At 71.5% G+C, this 16,122-nt stretch carries 15 protein-coding genes and 1 pseudogene; 9 read left to right on the forward strand and 7 right to left on the reverse strand.

The window, feature by feature from the left end:
• Nucleotides 1–12: 12 nt before the first annotated feature.
• Nucleotides 13–255, forward strand: a complete 243-nt coding sequence (locus tag BLT82_RS03915; protein ID WP_244291822.1) for a hypothetical protein — start codon at nt 13–15, stop codon at nt 253–255.
• Between the two features lie 72 nt (nt 256–327).
• On the opposite strand, the pseudogene BLT82_RS37730 reads toward BLT82_RS03915, so the two are convergent.
• Nucleotides 328–1,564 (reverse strand): annotated as a pseudogene (locus BLT82_RS37730) (tyrosine-type recombinase/integrase); the annotation flags it as partial.
• Between the two features lie 6 nt (nt 1,565–1,570).
• On the opposite strand from BLT82_RS37730, the gene BLT82_RS37040 reads away from it, so the two are divergent.
• Both BLT82_RS37040 and BLT82_RS03930 read left to right on the forward strand, forming a co-directional pair.
• Nucleotides 1,571–1,717: a hypothetical protein gene (locus tag BLT82_RS37040; protein WP_167745953.1), complete on the forward strand. Its 147-nt coding sequence runs from the start codon at nt 1,571–1,573 to the stop codon at nt 1,715–1,717.
• Between the two features lie 224 nt (nt 1,718–1,941).
• Complete coding sequence (locus BLT82_RS03930) at nt 1,942–2,265, forward strand: hypothetical protein (RefSeq protein WP_093652387.1); 324 nt, start codon at nt 1,942–1,944, stop codon at nt 2,263–2,265.
• Nucleotides 2,266–2,356: 91 nt separating this feature from the next.
• Here the strand turns inward: BLT82_RS03930 and BLT82_RS03935 are convergent, their stop codons facing one another.
• The 3 genes from BLT82_RS03935 to BLT82_RS03945 all read right to left on the reverse strand — a co-directional run bounded on the left by BLT82_RS03935 (nt 2,357) and on the right by BLT82_RS03945 (nt 5,725).
• Nucleotides 2,357–2,680: a helix-turn-helix domain-containing protein gene (locus BLT82_RS03935; protein WP_093652388.1), complete on the reverse strand. Its 324-nt coding sequence runs from the start codon at nt 2,678–2,680 to the stop codon at nt 2,357–2,359.
• A 53-nt stretch (nt 2,681–2,733) separates the two neighbouring features.
• A complete protein-coding gene (locus BLT82_RS03940) occupies nt 2,734–4,332 on the reverse strand; it encodes an N-acyl-D-amino-acid deacylase family protein (protein WP_093652389.1) in 1,599 nt (532 codons plus the stop codon).
• A 109-nt stretch (nt 4,333–4,441) separates the two neighbouring features.
• Nucleotides 4,442–5,725, reverse strand: coding sequence for an amino acid deaminase (locus tag BLT82_RS03945; protein ID WP_093652390.1), 1,284 nt, complete (start codon nt 5,723–5,725; stop codon nt 4,442–4,444).
• Nucleotides 5,726–5,861: 136 nt separating this feature from the next.
• Between BLT82_RS03945 and BLT82_RS03950 the strand changes: the two genes are divergently transcribed.
• From BLT82_RS03950 to BLT82_RS03965, 4 genes are all read left to right on the forward strand, one after another.
• Nucleotides 5,862–7,070 (forward strand): sugar kinase, encoded by a 1,209-nt coding sequence (locus BLT82_RS03950; protein WP_280142445.1) that lies wholly within the window; start codon nt 5,862–5,864, stop codon nt 7,068–7,070.
• Nucleotides 7,067–7,846: an IclR family transcriptional regulator gene (locus tag BLT82_RS03955; RefSeq protein WP_093652391.1), complete on the forward strand. Its 780-nt coding sequence runs from the start codon at nt 7,067–7,069 to the stop codon at nt 7,844–7,846. The genes BLT82_RS03950 and BLT82_RS03955 overlap by 4 nt, the downstream gene beginning before the upstream one ends.
• Entirely contained in the window at nt 7,843–8,253 is a 411-nt protein-coding gene (locus BLT82_RS03960; RefSeq protein WP_093652392.1) for a RidA family protein, read from the forward strand. Before BLT82_RS03955 ends, BLT82_RS03960 begins: the two co-directional genes overlap by 4 nt.
• 157 nt (nt 8,254–8,410) lie before the next feature.
• Nucleotides 8,411–9,883: a GntP family permease gene (locus BLT82_RS03965; protein ID WP_093652393.1), complete on the forward strand. Its 1,473-nt coding sequence runs from the start codon at nt 8,411–8,413 to the stop codon at nt 9,881–9,883.
• Nucleotides 9,884–9,913: 30 nt separating this feature from the next.
• Here the strand turns inward: BLT82_RS03965 and BLT82_RS03970 are convergent, their stop codons facing one another.
• Both BLT82_RS03970 and BLT82_RS03975 read right to left on the reverse strand, forming a co-directional pair.
• Complete coding sequence (locus BLT82_RS03970) at nt 9,914–10,744, reverse strand: TIGR04222 domain-containing membrane protein (RefSeq protein ID WP_093652394.1); 831 nt, start codon at nt 10,742–10,744, stop codon at nt 9,914–9,916.
• 172 nt (nt 10,745–10,916) lie between these two features.
• Nucleotides 10,917–12,302 (reverse strand): M14 family metallopeptidase, encoded by a 1,386-nt coding sequence (locus tag BLT82_RS03975; protein WP_093652395.1) that lies wholly within the window; start codon nt 12,300–12,302, stop codon nt 10,917–10,919.
• A gap of 181 nt (nt 12,303–12,483) precedes the next feature.
• Between BLT82_RS03975 and BLT82_RS03980 the strand changes: the two genes are divergently transcribed.
• Both BLT82_RS03980 and BLT82_RS03985 read left to right on the forward strand, forming a co-directional pair.
• Nucleotides 12,484–13,761 carry an Nramp family divalent metal transporter gene (locus BLT82_RS03980; protein WP_093652396.1) on the forward strand — a complete coding sequence of 426 codons (1,278 nt, stop codon included), beginning with the start codon at nt 12,484–12,486 and terminating at the stop codon, nt 13,759–13,761.
• Between the two features lie 22 nt (nt 13,762–13,783).
• Nucleotides 13,784–14,272 carry a hypothetical protein gene (locus tag BLT82_RS03985; protein WP_093652397.1) on the forward strand — a complete coding sequence of 163 codons (489 nt, stop codon included), beginning with the start codon at nt 13,784–13,786 and terminating at the stop codon, nt 14,270–14,272.
• A gap of 134 nt (nt 14,273–14,406) precedes the next feature.
• On the opposite strand, the gene BLT82_RS03990 is transcribed toward BLT82_RS03985, so the two are convergent.
• Entirely contained in the window at nt 14,407–16,101 is a 1,695-nt protein-coding gene (locus BLT82_RS03990) for a chitinase (RefSeq protein ID WP_093652398.1), read from the reverse strand.
• Between the last annotated feature and the right edge of the window lie 21 nt (nt 16,102–16,122).

Raw genomic sequence — 16,122 nt, forward strand, 5'->3', positions numbered from 1 at the left:
GGAGTACAAGGGATGGATATTGAGCAGCTCATGGAAAGGCTGGGCCGCTCAGGCGTCACCATGATCCTCAAGGTGGACGACGAGAGGATGGCGGAAGGTGGCGAGCCCTGGACTCTGGTGATGTCGGGGCCAGGACTGGGCGAGCAGGGATTCATTCGCGCTGAATCTTCCAGCCTGAGTGACTGTCTCGAACAGGGATTCAGCCGGTTGCGGTCCCGGCCCGGCGACTGGGAATGGTTGGCGGAATTCGCGTAACCATTGCCACGCGGCCCTCCCGAGCTTTCGGGAGGGCCGCGTGGCGTTTGACGGCAGTAGTTGACGGCAACGTCAGCGGACGAGGGCGGAGAAAAGGGGCGGCGGTTCGTCGCCGTCGCCGATGGCCGATTCGATGGTCGTGGGGCCGTCCAGCGCGGTGCCGAGGGTGTCGATGGCGTTGCGCTGGAGGCGGAGTCGGACGTGGGAGTAGACGGTGGCTGTGACGCCAATGTGGGCGTGGCCGAGGAGTTGCTTGATCACGACGAGTTCGACGCCCTGTTCCAGGAGGAGAGTCGCGGTTGAGTGCCGGAGGTCGTGAAAGCGGATGCGGCGGCCCGGCCTTGCGGAGGAGCGTGGCGAAGGCGCGGGTGAGGTTGGTCGGGTCGATCGCTCTGCCCTGCGCGGTGGTGAGCACGTGCCCGCTGTGCTGCCCCGTGGTGCCTGCGGCCTCGCGTTCGCGCTGCTGCTGCTCGTGGTGCAGCTTCAGCGAGTGGACGCAGCGGGTGTGGAGGGCGATGCGGCGTTCGGAGGCCCGTGTCTTGGTGGGCAGCGTGGTGAGCCCGCCGGTGCTGGTGCGTTGGAGGGTGCGGCGGATGGCGGCGGTGCCGGCGTCGTGATCGAGGTCTTCCTAGCGCAGGCCGAGGAGTTCGCCCTTGCGGAGTCCGGTGTGGAGGGCGAGTTCGAAGTGCGCGTGTAGCCGGTGTCCGCGCGTGGCTGTGAGGAGCTGGCGGGATTCGTCGGTAGTGAGGGGTTCGAAGCGCCGGGGGTGGGGTGTGCCAGTGCGGACGTTGCGGGCGACGTTGCGCGGGATCTCCTCCTCGCGGACGGCGTGCTCCAGGGCGGACTTGAGCACGGAGTGGATGTAGGTGAGCGCCAGCGGGGAGAGCAGCTTGCGGCAGCACTGGCCGGCGGCGCAGCGGCGGGGCTGGTCGCGTCGGGCGTCGATGCCGTGCGTGCAGCGCTGGCAGGTGGTGCGGAGCTGATTGAGCCAGGTGCGGACGTCCTTGGCGGTGAGCTTGGCCGGCTTCTTCCTGCCAAGGCCGGGGACGAGGTAACGGTTGACGCAGGCGGTGTAGCGGGTGTGGGTGTTCTCGCGGAGCTGGTGGACGGCGCTGTTCTCCAGCCAGTACGTCAGGTACGCGGCCACGCCGCCCTGCGCGGAGGGCACGGGAAGGCCGCGGTTGCTGGCGGCGACTTTCTCGGTGAGCTTGGCCAGAGCTTCCTTGCGGGTGGTGCCGTAGACGCGGACGCGGCGGCGGGTGTTCCCGGGAGCGAGGACGTATCCGGCGGCTTCCCAGCGGCCGTCCTTGAGGGCGTGCCCGCGCCTCTCGTGAGGGAGGACACGGTCGGCGAGGACGTGGGCACGGGACGGCGCCCTGCCGACCGCTGCGGCGGGCCGGAGAACGCCGCCCTGCGCAGGAAGGTCCGCGAGCGGGGGAAGGAACGCGAGATCCTGCGGTAGGCCGGAGGCGACGTTGCGCGCAACTCACCTCAGACACGACTTGGGTCGGCTCGCGGTGCTCACGCGACGGCCAGATGCGCCGCTGTGGCCGCGCACGTGAAAGGCCACCCGGCGGGCTGCCAGGGGTGCTTCGTGATCCATGCGATATCCAGCCGAGCTGGTAGCGCGGGTCCGCCGGTGCGACGGTAGCCGGACTGTGCTCTCTACCGATACCGAGGCCCATCATGTCCGGTCTGCCGTTCTTCGCTCCCTGGCTGGTGCTGGCCTCCGTGCTCTGGGCGATGTTGCCTTTCCTCTGTCCCCGGCGGCGGCGGGCGGGCATCGTCATCGCCGTCTCGCACCTCATCGGGACGCTGGCAATGACACAGCCCTGGACCGGGAACTGGTACTGGGATGTCGGGTGGTGGCTGATTCTCGTCTTCGGTCAGGGCACCCTTGTTGCGCTGGGACGGTTGGTCTTCGAACTCAGCCCGCTCGGCGCCCGTCACCACCGCGCGGCGCCCCGGTCCCCGGGTAGCGACCCGGTGGTGGCCCAGCGCGGGTCGTGAGCAGGACCACGCGCTCCACAGGTCCCCGGTCCGAGGACATGCAGGGCGATGTTGGCTGGCAGCGGGGCTCCGGTGGTGAACACGACTGCTCTCAGTTGACCTTGCGCAGGTCGCCGTCGTCGAAGACCGCCACAAGCATCAGGCTCCTGCCGAGCGCCTGGATGTAGTGCGCCATGATCTCGGTGCCGGACACCTGCCCGCTCTCGATCTGCGACACGCGTTCCTTGCTCACGCCCATGCGTTCGGCGACCTGTGCCTGGGTGTGTCCGCGCTCCTCCCGCATCTCGGTGAGCCGCCACGCACGGGCTTCCGCCAGTAGCTGCTCGGCCCCGCGTACGAAGGCGTCGTGCCCACCCGCGACCTCTTCGGCCCGCTCACGGTGCCCACTCGCCGACCACTTGATCCGTCCAGTCACCGTTTCACTCCAACGGTGGTGGCCGGTGCGCCGTGCCACCGACGGCCCCGCCCTCACCGCCCCCGGCGGATCGACCGTCCCGCCAGGGCGTCCGTGCGTTTCCCGTCCTCGATGACGAAGGTGCCGTCGATCAGGACGTGGGGGATGCCCGTCGGCAGTGTGCGCGGGGAGTCGAAGGTGGAGCCCGCCGCGACCGTGTCCGGGTCGAAGAGGACGAGGTCCGCCCGGTAGCCCTCGCGGACCAGGCCGCGGTCCGGCAGCCGGAGGCGGGCGGCCGGGCGGGAGGTGAGGTGGGCGACCGTCTCCTCCAGGGAGAGGACGCCCAGTTCGCGGGCGTAGCGGCCGAGGTAGTGCGGGAAGGTGCCGTAGGCGCGCGGGTGCGGCTTGTCGCCCTGGAGGATGCCGTCGCTGCCGCCGGTGTGGACGCGGTGGCGCATGATCGCGCGGACGTTCTCCTCATGGCCGACGTGCTGGAGGATCGTGGAGCCGAGCCGGTCGGCGAGCAGCAGCCCGCGGGCCGTGACCCAGGGCTCCTCGCCGCGGAGTGCCCCGCTCTCCGCTACGGTCCGGCCGACGAACGGCGCCAGCGAGGGCTCGGTGACGCCCGAGATCTCGATCGTGTCCCACTCGACGGGCACGCCGTGGCAGCCGTCGGAGCCGAGGACCTCCATGTGGCGGCGGATCCGTCCGGCGGCGGCGTCGTCCGCGAGCCGCGCCAGCGTCGCCTCCGGGCCGCCCTCGCTCGCCCAGCTCGGCAGGGTCGCGACGAGAGTGGTGCAGCCGGGGGTGTACGGGTACGTGTCGAGCGAGATGTCGGCGCCCGCGTCCAGCGCCTCGTCCAGCAGCGCGAGCAGTTCCGGCGCCCGGCCCTTGTTGACGCCGAAGTTCATGGTGGCGTGGGCGAGGTGCAGGGCGCAGCCGGCGTCCCGGGTGAGCCGGACCATCTCCTCGTACGCCTCCAGGGCACCCGCACCGTAACTGCGGTGATGGGGGCAGTAGTAGCCGTCGTAGGAGGCCACGACCCGGCACAGCTCGGCGAGCTCGGAGCCGCTCGCGTACATCCCGGGCGTGTACGTCAGGCCGGACGACATGCCGACGGCGCCCTGCTCCAGGCCCTCGGCGACGAGCCGCTTCATGTGCGCGAGTTCGGCGTCCGTGGCCGGGCGGTCGTCCCAGCCGACCGCGTACATCCGGACGGTGCCCTGCGGGACGAGGTAGGCGGCGTTGACGGCCGTGCCCTGCCGGTCGATGCGGTCGAGGTACTCGCCGACGGTGCGCCAGTCGAAGTCGACGTCGGAACCGTCGCCGTTCCAGCCCGTGATGGCCGTGCGGACCTCGGCGAGCGTGCGGTCGTCCACAGGCGCGTACGACAGCCCGTCCTGGCCGAGGACTTCGAGGGTCACCCCCTGGGCGGCCTTCGCGCTGTGGTCCGGGTCGCGCAGCAGCGCCAGGTCGCTGTGGGCGTGCATGTCGATGAAGCCGGGGGAGAGGGCGAGGCCGTGCGCGTCCAGGACGCGCCGTGCCGTGGGGCGTTCGCCCCCGCCCTCCCGGGCGATGGTGCCGATCCGGCCGTCCCGGACGCCGACGTCGGCGCGGTAGGAGTCACCGCCGCTGCCGTCGACGACGCGTACGTCACGGATGACGAGGTCCATGGGGTGCCTCTCTGTACGGGCCGGGCGGCTCGGCACGGGTCCGGGGCGGCCGGGAGCGCCGGGTTGCCGGGGCCCGCCGTGAGGGCCGGCCCCGAGTGCGGAAGGGGGATCAGAAGAAGGTGCGGACGTAGTCCGTGACGGTGCCGTCCGCCTCCGCCACCGGGATCAGCTGCCACTTGTCGAAGGACGTGCACGGGTGGGACAGGCCCATGCCGACCCAGTCCCCGACCTCCAGGTCCGCCTCCTCGTCCGTCCGCAGCCAGGCGTGCTGGTCCGACAGCCCGGTGACGGTGATGCCGGCCGCTGGGCGCACCGACCCGTCACGGGCGTCCCGGACGACCTGCGCCACGGGGAGGTCGAGGTCGTACGCGGCGTCGCGCTTGCCCGCGTTGGCGAACGCCTGCTGTCCGGTCGGCCGGGACACGACCTGCGCCCACAGGCGGAACGCGGGCTCCAGCGCGCCCTCTTCGGGGACCCGGTTGAACGGCGTGAGATGCCTGTAGTGGCCGTCGTCGTGGGAGACGTAAGCACCGGAGCGCAGCAGCTTCAGCACCGGGCGGGACAGCTCGGGCAGCTCCGCGAACACCTCGGCGACCGTGTCGAACCAGGCGCTGCCGCCCGCGCTGACCACGATCTCGTCGGTGTCGGCGAAGCGGCCGTCCTTGTCGAAGGAGACGGCGAGCGAGACGAGCCGGTGCAGCCATGCGCGCACCCGCTCGGACGTCGCGTCCGGGACCTCGCCCTCGTATCCCGCGACGCCGACCAGCCGCAGGGTCGCGGCGTCGGCGACCGCGTCGGCGACGGCCGTGCAGTCTGCCTCGCTGCGGGCACCGGTACGGGCGCCCTCGCCCGCGCCGAGTTCGACCACGACTTCCACGGGCCGGGCCGCGCCGCGCAGCGCCTCGTCCATCAACTGCACCCCGCGCACGGAGTCGACATAGCAGATGAACCGGAAGTCCGGGTCCCGCTCCAGCTCACCGGCGAGCCAGCGGAGCGCCACCGCGTCGACGAGCTCGTTGGCGAGGAAGACGCGCCGGATCCCGTGGGCGCGGTAGACGCGGAGCTGGTGCGGGACGGCGGCGGTGATGCCCCAGGCCCCGCGCTCCAGTTGGCGGGCGAAGAGCTGCGGCGACATGGAGGTCTTGCCGTGCGGGGCGAACGCGAGGCCGTGGCGCTCGGCGTACGTCTCCAGCAGGGCGAGGTTGTGCTCCAGGGACTCCGCGGAGAGGGCGAGCACCGGTGTGGTGAAGCCGCCGGTGAAGAGGTTGCGCCGCTGGGCTGCCAGTTCGCCGACGGTGAGGCCCTCGGCGTCCGGGGGGAGCGCCTTGAAGCGGTGGTCGACGGTCTCGCGGTCGAGCCGGTCGAGGCCTTCGACGGTGTTGTCGGCGGGCATGGTGTGCCTCCTCCACGTGCAGTTGCATCATGTGCAACGGTCATTGCGTATAACGCTCAGCGCTGTCTAACATCCCAGCCGATGCCGGGTCAATGGACCCATCAGACCAAGCCACGACCACCAGAGGAGCGACAGGGTGACCGGAACCGCAGCAGTGGACGCCGGCGTCGTGGACGTCGTCTGTCTCGGCGAGTCCATGGTCACGTTCCTGCCCTCGCGGCCCGGCCGCCTCGCCGACGTCCCCTCCTTCGCCCGCGCGATCGGCGGCGCCGAGTCCAACGTGGCCTGTGCGCTGGCGGTCGCCGGACACTCGGTGAAATGGGTCAGCCGGGTCGGCGCGGACGGCTTCGGCGACCACCTGATCGCGGCCGTCGCGGCGTACGGCGTCGACACCGGCGCGGTCGGCCGCGACCCCGGCCGGCCCACCGGCATCTACTTCCGCACCGCCACCGACCGGGCCACGGACGCCCACGAGGTCGTCTACTACCGGGCGGGCTCGGCGGCCTCGGCGATGTCCCCGGCCAACGTCCCCACCGGCGACCTCGACCGGGCGAGGGTCCTCCACCTCTCCGGCATCACCGCGGCACTGTCCCCGGACTGCCTGGCGCTGATGCGCGTTCTGACCGCCCGGCGCCCCGGCCGTCCGCTGCTGTCGTTCGACGTCAACCACCGTCCGGGCCTCGGCCGGGACGACCCCGCCGTGCTGCTCGAACTCGCCCGCGGCGCCGACCTCGTGTTCGTGGGCGAGGACGAGGCGGAGCACGCCTGGGGCCTGCACGGGCCCGCGGCGATCCGCGAGGCGCTGCCGGAGCCCGCCGTCCTCGTCGTGAAGCAGGGCGCGCGTGGGGCCGTGGCCTACGCCCGTGAGGCGCGGACCACCGGCCCCGGGCGGTCCGCAGGCTCGCCGGCGACCGGGCCGGACGCGCGGCCCGGGCCGGGCGGGTCCCGTGAGACCGCGACCCACGTTCCCGCCCCGCGCGTGGACGTCGTCGCTCCCGTCGGCGCGGGCGACGCGTTCGCCGCCGGCTTCCTGTCGGCGACGCTGCGCGGCCTTCCCCTCGGCGCCCGGCTGCGGCACGGCCATCTGATGGCCGCGGCCGCGCTCACCGTCCCCGGTGATCTGGGCAGCCCGCCCCCGGCCGGACTGCCCGGCCACCACGACCCCACCGCCCCTGCGGCCCACGACCCGGCGGCCCGCGACCTCGCCGGCCATGACGTGGCACCGCTCACCCTCGACCACGCGGACCGCCTCGTCGCCCTCGACGACGACGGCTGGGGGACACTTCACCTCGGCCCCGGCTGGACGGCAGCCGCGCAGGCCACGGAGGAGGTACGTACGCCATGAGCCAGACCGTCGACCGCGCGCTCAGCATCCTGCCGCTGCTCGCGCAGGGACCCGCCGACCTCGGACAGGTGGCCGAGCGGCTCGGGGTCCACAAGTCCACCGCCCTGCGCCTCCTCCGCACCCTGCACGAGCACGGGCTCGTCTACCGCCAGCAGGACCAGCGCTACCGCCTCGGGGCCCGGCTCTTCGCCCTCGCCCAGGAGGCCGTGGAGAACCTCGACGTCCGCGAGATCGCCCACCCCCACCTCGTCGCTCTCAACGAGCGGTGCGGCCACACGGTCCACCTCGCCGTGTACGAGGAGAACGAGGTCCTCTACATCGACAAGGTCGAGAGCCGCTACCCGGTCCGCATGTACTCGCGGATCGGCAAGCCCGTCGCGATCACCGTCGCGGCCGTGGCGAAGCTGCTCCTCGCCGATCTGCCCGAGGCCGACCGCCGCGCCCTCGCCGAGCGCCTCGACTTCCCCATGTACACGCCCCGTTCGACCCCCAACGCCGCCGCGTTCCTCAAGGAGCTGGCGACCGTGCGCGAACAGGGCTGGGCCACCGACCTCGGTGGCCACGAGGAATCCATCAACTGCGTCGGGGCGCCGATCCGCGGCGCCGACGGCCGTGTCGTCGCCGCCATGTCGGTCTCCGCGCCGAACGTCGTCGTCACCGCGGAGGAACTCCTCAGCCTGCTCCCGCTGGTGCGCAGAACCGCCGACGCCATCACCCGGGAGTACTCCGGCAGCTCGCCGGGCCGTCACCACACCCCATCCGAGGACAGCGCATGACCGAGAAGACCGCCATCACCCCCGCCACCCACACCGTCCCGCCCGCCAAGTTCTCCCACGGCGTCCGCAAGGGCGACATCCTCCAGGTCGCCGGCCAGGTCGGCTTCCTCCCCGCCGTCGAGGGCCAGGCGCCCACCGTCGCCGGGCCGACCCTGCGCGAGCAGACCCTGCAGACCCTCGCGAACGTCGCCTCCGTCCTGCAGGAGGGCGGCGCGAGCTGGGACGACGTGATGATGATCCGCGTCTACCTCACGGACACGGACCACTTCGCCGAGATGAACGAGATCTACAACGCCTACTTCGAGGAGCAGGGCCTCAAGGAGGCCCCGGCGGCCCGTACGACGGTCTACGTCGGCCTCCCCAAGGGACTCCTCGTCGAGATCGACGCCCTGGCGGTCCTCGGCTAGGCCCGCCGCCCGGTACGCCGGACAGGCCACCGGCCGGAACACCCGCACCAGGACGGTCTCCCCGACGCACCCCCCACGGCACGGCACGGCGCCCACCCCCGGAGCGCCGTGCCGCGATCCGCCCTGCCCCGAAGCCCCCGCCCCCGGAGGAATCCCCGTGCTGCTCGCCGCCGACGCTCCGCCACCACCCACGCCCCACACGGGCGGACTGCTCCTTCTCGTACCAGGGACCGCAGGACTGCTCACCGTCGCCGCCCTCGGTATCGCCCTGCTCCTCCTCCTGATCATCAAGGCCCGGCTGCAGCCGTTCGTCGCGCTGCTCGCCGTCTCCATAGCCGTCGGCCTCGCCGCCGGCCTCTCCGTCACCGAACTCTTCGGCACGATCCAGAAGTCGGCCGCCGTCTCCGTCATCGAGACCGGCATGGGCGGCATCCTCGGGCATGTGGCGATCATCATCGGCCTCGGTACCATGCTCGGCGCGATCCTCGAAGTGTCCGGCGGTGCCGAGGTGCTGAGCAGCCGTCTGCTGAACCTCTTCGGCGAGAAGCGCGCCCCGCTCGCCATGGGCCTCACCGGCCTGATCTTCGGTATCCCGGTCTTCTTCGACGTCGGCATCTTCGTCCTCGCGCCGATCGTCTACGCGGCCGCCAAGCGCTCCGGCAAGTCGATCCTGCTGTACGCGATGCCGCTGCTCGCGGGTCTGTCCATGACCCACGCCTTCCTGCCGCCGCACCCCGGACCGGTCGCCGCGGCCGGACTCCTCCACGTCTCGCTCGGCTGGGTCATCCTCATGGGCGTCGTCGTCGGCATCCCGGCCGTCGTCGCGGCCTGGGTCTTCGCCTCGTGGATCGGCAAGCGGATCTTCGTCCCCGTACCGGAGGACATGCTCGAGGCCGCCGAGGACGCCAAGGCCGCCGTCGCCGCCGAGCAGGCCGCCACGGGCCGCGCGCCGCGGGAGGCCCCGGTCGCGCTCGGGACTGTGCTGACCATCATCGGCACACCGCTGGTGCTGATCCTCGCCGCCACGTTCTCCTCCATCGCCCTGGAGGAGTCAACCCTGCGCTCGGTCGTCGAGTTCTTCGGCAACCCGTTCGTGGCCCTGACGATCGCCCTGGTCACGGCGTACTACCTGCTGGGCATCCGGCGCGGCTGGTCCCGCAGGTCACTGGAGTCGGTCTCCACCCAGTCCCTCAAGCCGGTCGGCAACATCCTGCTCGTCGTCGGCGCCGGTGGGGTCTTCGGCGCCGTCCTGAAGGCCAGCGGGGTCGCCCAGGCGCTCTCCGACACCTTCAACGACGTCGGGCTGCCGGTCATCGTGCTGGCCTATCTGATCTCGCTCGTCCTGCGCGTCGCCCAGGGCTCCGCGACCGTCGCGATCGTGACGACCGCCGGTATCGTCCTTCCGCTCCTGGAGGGCGGCGGTCACTCGCAGGCCTTCCTCGCCCTGGTCATCATGGCGATCTCGGCCGGCTCCATCTTCGCCTCGCACGTCAACGACGGCGGGTTCTGGATCGTCGCCAAGTACTTCGGCATCTCGGAGCGGGACACGCTGAAGTCGTGGACCGTGCTGGAGTCCGTGCTCTCGGTGGCGGGCTTCGTGGTGGCGGCGCTGCTCAGCCTGGCGCTGTAGGCGGCGTACGTCGCGTGCGCGGCCCCGCTCTCAGCCGCCGCAGCCACCTCCGCAGCCGCCGCCCCCGCAGCCACCGGAGTTGCTCCCGCCGTCCGGGTTGATGCGGCGCCGGATCTTGGCGTCGGCGATCGCCTTGGTACCGAGCAGGGCGACGCCGAGTCCGTTCGCCTCCGTGCCGAGGTGCAGCCCGGGCCGGTCGAGGGCCGCCCAGTGGGAGTCGTTGCGGCTCTCGTACTCGGTGCGCAGCGATTTCAGTGCCGACCGGCCGGCCGGGGTGAGCCGTCCGAGACGGGCGAAGGCGTACCGCGCGGCGAACCCCGTCACGGCCACGACGGCGAGCGGGGCGTACGGCTCGGGCCCCGTCACGATCGCGAGGAACAGGGCGGCGACGCAGAGGGCACCGTGCCCCAGGGCCAGCCTCCTCCAACGCCGGGTGGTCTCCGCGTCCCACAGGAACGCGTCCGCGACCAGGCGGGACGTGAGCCGCTCCGCCGCCGCGGACGCCGTGAGCGCCTCATGGGCCTTCGCGGTGGTGAGGGTGGTGCCGAGCCCCCGGCGCAGCAGGACCCGTTCGGCGTCCGCCCATTCCGCGGGGCCGGCGTCCCGAGGGGGCTGCACCGTGTGCCCGCGCTTCGTGGAGACGATCCGGCCCCCGGCGTGCAGCCGGAAGAGCACGGTGTGGGTGAGCCGTTGCGTCCCGCCGGCGAGGAGTGCCACGGCGAGCGGATCGCCGGGCGGCGGGACGGCCGGCCGTTCGGCGTGCTCCCGTCCTGCTCTGCGCCGGAATCCGATCAGTGCGGCCAGCGAGGTGCCGATCAGCAGCGCCGCCACCGCCGTTCCCGTGCCCATGACGACCGACATGCGGCCCTCCCCCGTCGTGTCCCACCCACTTGGTTGTCCCACCGCCGGGGCACCCGCAACCGCTCACGGCCGCCGGCCCGCACGGAGCCGATCGGGGAGGGAACGGGCGCAGGCCCGGCGGAAACCCGCCGGGCCTGCGCCGGTACCGCCCGCACGGGCGGTACCGCACGGTTCAGGAGCAGTACTGCTGTTCCTTGCCGATCGACCGGTACATGCAGTCCGCGTTCTCGAGCAGTTGCAGCACCGCGTCGCGGTTGCGGCTGGTCTCCCGCTCGATCACCTCGTCGGGCGGGTAGAAGCCGCCGCCGCCGAAGCCCCTCGGGTACATCTCGAAGGTGTAGCCGAAGATCTTCTGGTTGCCCCACAGCCAGTCGTCGATCGACCCGTCCGTGATGTACAGATCGCTGGACTGCTCGGGGGTGTAGCCGTTGCTCGCGGCCATCTTCCGGCCCACGGCGGCGAAGGCGTCGCGGTCGTCCCGGGTCATGCCGGGAGCGGTGTCGGCCGTGGTGTAGCCGTACGGCCACAGCACCAGCTCGCTGTAGGTGTGGAAGTCGATGCCCGCCCTGATCTGCTGCTTGCCGCCGACGACGCGGGAGCGCACGAAGTCGGCGACGACCTTCACCTCGGGGGCGGACTCGGCGGCCCGGCCGCGGTAGGTCTCGGAACCGGGGGAACCGGAGGAGCCGCCGCAGCAGCCGAACTTGAAGTTCCAGTTGCGGTTCATGTCCGTACCGACGGCCGAGGAACCGGAGTTGGGCTGCCGGTTCTTGCGCCAGCTGCGGTAGGAGCCGGTGGCGATGTCGTACTCGCCGCCGTCCGGGTTGAGGTCGGGCACGATCCAGATCTCCCGCCCGTTGACGGCGTTGGTGACCCGGGAGTCGGTGCCGTAGTCGTCGCCGAGCTCGCGCAGCAGATAGAGGGCCATCTCCACCGTGAGGTGCTCGCGGGCGTGCTGGTGGTGGGTGAAAAGGACCTCGGGCTCGTTCTCGTCGGTGCCGACGTTGTCGCTGATCTTGACGGCGATGATGTCCCGGCCCTGGTAGGACTTGCCGATCACCCGCTTGCTCATGATGTCCGGGTGGGCCGCGATGCGCTGGTCGATCTCCGCGGTCATCTCGGCGTAGTTGTGGTACCGGGAGTCCGCGGACGGGAAGTCGAACGGCTGGACCGCGGCGCCCGCCGTCTTGCGGGACGGCGGCGCGGGCAGTGCTTCGAGGTCGTGGCCGAGGGCGCGGAGCCGCTTGGCCTGGGCGGTGTCGGCGCTGACGACGACGGTGTGGTCGTGGACCTCGTCGATCGAGACGCCGGTGGCCGCGATGGCCGTGCGCTCGGCGACGGTCGACGGGCCGTGGATCTCGTACTGGCGGGTCTGTTCCTCGGCCGCCGCGGTCGCGGAGGCCGCCGGTTCCGGCGCCGAAGAGGCCGTCGCCGTGAACGGCACCGCCACGGCGAGCGCCAGCAGGCCGGCGAGGGTGGCGGACCGGGTGGCGGATCTCCGGCCGTGGCGTTTGCCGGTGCGGCTCGGTGTGCCGAGGCCGCCTGTGCGAAGTCGCATGCTGTCTCCTGGGTGGGGAGTGTGGGGGTGGCTGAATGCGACGTGCGGATGTGCCGACGGTGGTTCTGGTGTGTCGGGCACATGGTCGGGGTATGGCATGCCCCGGTCAATAGCACACACCGGTCAGCGGTTGGCCGAAGTACGGGACGTGCGGCACGAACGGGAAGGCAGGACCACACGCATGGCGGACACGACGGAAGAGCGACCAGGACTCACGGCGGCCCCGGTGATGCGCAAGGCCAGTTGGCGGCACATCGGCCCGGGCATCGTCGTCGCCGCGACCGGTGTCGGCGCGGGCGACCTCGTCGCGACCCTGATCGCGGGCAGCAAGTTCGGCTACACGCTCCTGTGGGCGGCGGTCGTCGGCTGTCTGGTGAAGATCTCCCTGGCGGAGGCGGCGGGGCGCTGGCACCTCGCCACCGGCCGCACCCTCTTCGACGGCTGGCGCAGCCTCGGGCGCTGGACCACGGTCTACTTCATCGGCTACGTCATCGTCTGGGGCTTCGTCTACGGGGCGGCCGCGATGTCGTCCAGCGCGCTGCCGCTCGGCGCGCTCTTCCCCGATGCGATGGACCTCAAGTGGTGGGGAATCCTCTGCGGGCTCGTCGGACTCGTCTTCGTCTGGTTCAACCGGTACGCCGTCTTCGAGAAGGTCATGACGGTCCTGGTGGGCGTCATGTTCGTGGTCACGGTCTATCTGGCGGTACGCGTGGCACCGAACCTCGGCGACGCGTTCGCCGGTCTCGCGCCGGTCCTCCCGGACGGCTCCCTCGTCTACACGCTCGGTCTGATCGGCGGTGTCGGCGGCACCATCACGCTCGCCGCGTACGGCTACTGGGTCAACGCCAAGGGCTGGAAGGACGCCGGCTGGATGAAGGTCATGCGGCTCGACAACCGCGTCGCCTACCTCACCACGGGGATCTTCGTGGTCGCGATGCTCTTTGTCGGCGCCGAGCTGCTGCACTCCTCGGGCATCGCGATCACCAAGGGCGACAAGGGCCTGCTGGACCTCGGCACCATCCTGGAGGACCGCTACGGCGCCGCCACGGCCAAGCTCTTCCTCATCGGCTTCTTCGCCACGTCGTTCACCTCGCTGATCGGTGTCTGGCACGGCGTCAGCCTGCTGTTCGCGGACTTCGTCGCCCACTACCGGCCGTCACTCGCGCCGGCCGGGACGCCGCGCGACAAGTCGCCGGCGTTCCGCGCCTACCTGCTGTGGCTGACCTTCCCGCCGATCGCGCTGCTCTTCCTCGACCAGCCGTTCGGCCTCGTCATCGTGTACGGGGTCATCGGGGCGTTCTTCATGCCGTTCCTGGCGCTGACACTGGTCTGGCTGCTCAACTCCTCGCGCACCCCGCGGGAGTGGCGCAACGGGCTGCTGAGCAACGGGATGCTCGGCGTGGCGGGCCTGCTGTTCGTCGTGCTGTGCGTCCAGCAGGTGCGTGAACTCCCCTGGTGAGGGTGGCGCCATACTGAAGGGCATGACGCACGGCGGATTTCCCGACCAGAACCCTCCGGCCGCCGGACCGCCGCCCGGCTTCGGCCCGCCCGTACCGGTGCCCCCGCAGGCGCCCTACGGGCCGCCCCAGCCGGGCGGGTACGGACCGCCCCCGCCGCAGCCGTACCCGTACGGGCAGCCGGCGCCGCCGCAGCCCTACGGCGGCCCGGCGAACGCCGAGGACCCGGAGTTCATCGCGCACGACCGCACCAACTCGGTCGTCGTCGACGCCTCGGGTGTGGCCCTGGAGATCCAGGGCCACACCGTGGAGTTCCCCTGGGCGCAGATCAGGACCGTCCACTACGCCCCTGCCCCCTACGGCACCGTGCTCATGGTGGCCGTGGCCCATGTCGGCGGTCATCTCTACGAGTGCCGGATCACCGCCCGCCGCAAGGCGCTGCTCCAGGAGTGGCTGGAGGAAGTGGCACCGGTCGTGCACTTCTACCTCTCCGCACGGCCACCGGTGTACTGACCGGCCGGGCGGCCCCGGTGCACTGACAGCCCGAACGGCGGCAGCGCCACCGGTGGGGCGGTGGCGCTGCCTGTCAGGGGAGGACGGGGAGGACGGGTGGACCGCGCGTGTGGGACGCGGCCGCTCGTCCGTGGTCAGGGCAGGTTGTGGACGTGCGGTCCGACCGCGTTGGACCAGGCGTTGCCGGCCGTCGCGTCCCAGTTCGTCGACCAGGTCATCGCACCGCGCAGGGTGGGATACGTCCGCGAGGGCTTGAACGAGCCGCAGTTGGTGCCTCGGGTGAGGCAGTCCAGCGCGTTCTTCACGATCTGCGGGTCGACGTAGCCGCTCCCGGCACCTCGGGTGGACGCCGGGACGCCGATCCCCACCTGCGACGGGTCGAGACCGCCTTCGAGCTGGATGCAGGCGAGCGCCGTGAGGAAGTCGACCGAGCCCTGCGAGTAGACCTTCTGGTCGCAGCCGAGCATCGAACCGCTGTTGTAGTACTGCATGTTGATGACGGTGAGGATGTCCTTCACGGCGAGCGCGGTCCTGAAGTACTCCGTCCCCGTGTTCTGCATGTCGATGGTCTGCGGCGCCATCGTCAGGACCAGCGAGGAGCCCGCCTTCTGCGACAGCTGGCGCAGCGCCTTCGTCAGGTACGTCGAGTTGATGCCGTGTTCGAGGTCGATGTCGATCCCGCTGAAGCCGTAACTCTGCATCAGGGAGTACGCGCTGTCGGCGAAGGCCGTCGCGGACGCGTCGCTGTTGATCGTGACGTTGCCGCGCTCACCGCCGACGGAGAGGATGACGGACTTCCCGGCGCTCTTCTTGGCGGCGATGTCGCTCCTGAACTCGTCCACGGACCCGTAGCCGACGGCCGGGTCCAGATTGAACACGATCTCGCCGGCGGTCGCCGTCGAGTCGGCGAACGAGACCGCGATGATGTCGTACTGCGACGAGACGTCCCGCAGCTTCTGCACGGTCGCGCCGTTGTCGAAGTTCTGCCAGTAGCCGGTCAGCGCGTGCTTCGGCACCGAGGGGTTGCCCGGATTGCCGCCGTTCGACGTGGTCGCCGTCACAGCCGCCGACTTCGCGGACTCTCCGGCGGCGTTCGTGGCGGACACCTGGAACTGGTAGGACGTCGACGCGGCCAGCCCGGTCACGGTCGTCGAGGTCCCGGTGACCGACTGGATCCTGGTGCCGTTCCGGTACACGTTGTACCCGGTGGCGCCGGAAGAGCCGGACCAGCTCAGCGCCACGGACGACGAGGTCACCGCACCGGCGGTCAGTCCGCCCGGAGTGGGGGGCACCACCGGGTCGGGGTCGCCGCCACCCCCGTCGGGCCCGAACACCGAGACGTCGTCGGCGAAGTAGGCCGGCTGCCCGTACCAGCCGTGCGTGTGGACCGTCACCGACGTGGTGCCCGAGCCCGTCGTGAACGTGGTGCTCAGCTGGGACCAGCCGGAGCCGCCGGGCGTCCAGACCGACACGTCGGTCGTCCCCGTCCCGCTCGCGCCGAGGTACACGTACGAGCCCTGCACCCAGGCGCTGAGCCGGTACGTCGAGTTGGGCTTCACGGACACGGTCTGCGAGCACTTCGCGTTGTCCTGCCCGGAGGGAGTGCCTCTGAGCGCCGAGGCCCCGGCGTGGACCGGCGACGACACGACCGCTCCGCTCCCGGCGGAGCACGTCCAGTTGGAGAGACCCGACTCGAACCCGGCGTTCCTCGCGTTGTTGACGTCGGCGGCCACCGCGGTGCCGGCGCCCCCCGTCAGCCCGAGCCCGGCGCCGACGGCGAGCGCCAGCACTCCGCCGAGCCATCTGCGTCTGAGTGTCGTGCGGTCCACTTTGCTGCCTCCGTGGGGGAG

The sequence above is a fragment of the Streptomyces wuyuanensis genome, from assembly GCF_900103455.1.
GTDB lineage: Bacteria > Actinomycetota > Actinomycetes > Streptomycetales > Streptomycetaceae > Streptomyces > Streptomyces wuyuanensis.

Excerpts from the sequence above, each read along its gene's own strand:
- BLT82_RS03960 (WP_093652392.1), top strand. The coding sequence starts at position 7,843 with ATGACCGAGAAGACCGCCATCACCCCCGCCACCCACACCGTCCCGCCC.
- BLT82_RS03930 (WP_093652387.1), top strand. The coding sequence starts at position 1,942 with ATGTCCGGTCTGCCGTTCTTCGCTCCCTGGCTGGTGCTGGCCTCCGTG.
- BLT82_RS03955 (WP_093652391.1), top strand. The coding sequence starts at position 7,067 with ATGAGCCAGACCGTCGACCGCGCGCTCAGCATCCTGCCGCTGCTCGCG.
- BLT82_RS03975 (WP_093652395.1), bottom strand. The coding sequence starts at position 12,302 with ATGCGACTTCGCACAGGCGGCCTCGGCACACCGAGCCGCACCGGCAAA.
- BLT82_RS03980 (WP_093652396.1), top strand. The coding sequence starts at position 12,484 with ATGGCGGACACGACGGAAGAGCGACCAGGACTCACGGCGGCCCCGGTG.
- BLT82_RS03945 (WP_093652390.1), bottom strand. The coding sequence starts at position 5,725 with ATGCCCGCCGACAACACCGTCGAAGGCCTCGACCGGCTCGACCGCGAG.
- BLT82_RS03970 (WP_093652394.1), bottom strand. The coding sequence starts at position 10,744 with ATGTCGGTCGTCATGGGCACGGGAACGGCGGTGGCGGCGCTGCTGATC.
- BLT82_RS03915 (WP_244291822.1), top strand. The coding sequence starts at position 13 with ATGGATATTGAGCAGCTCATGGAAAGGCTGGGCCGCTCAGGCGTCACC.
- BLT82_RS03940 (WP_093652389.1), bottom strand. The coding sequence starts at position 4,332 with ATGGACCTCGTCATCCGTGACGTACGCGTCGTCGACGGCAGCGGCGGT.
- BLT82_RS03985 (WP_093652397.1), top strand. The coding sequence starts at position 13,784 with ATGACGCACGGCGGATTTCCCGACCAGAACCCTCCGGCCGCCGGACCG.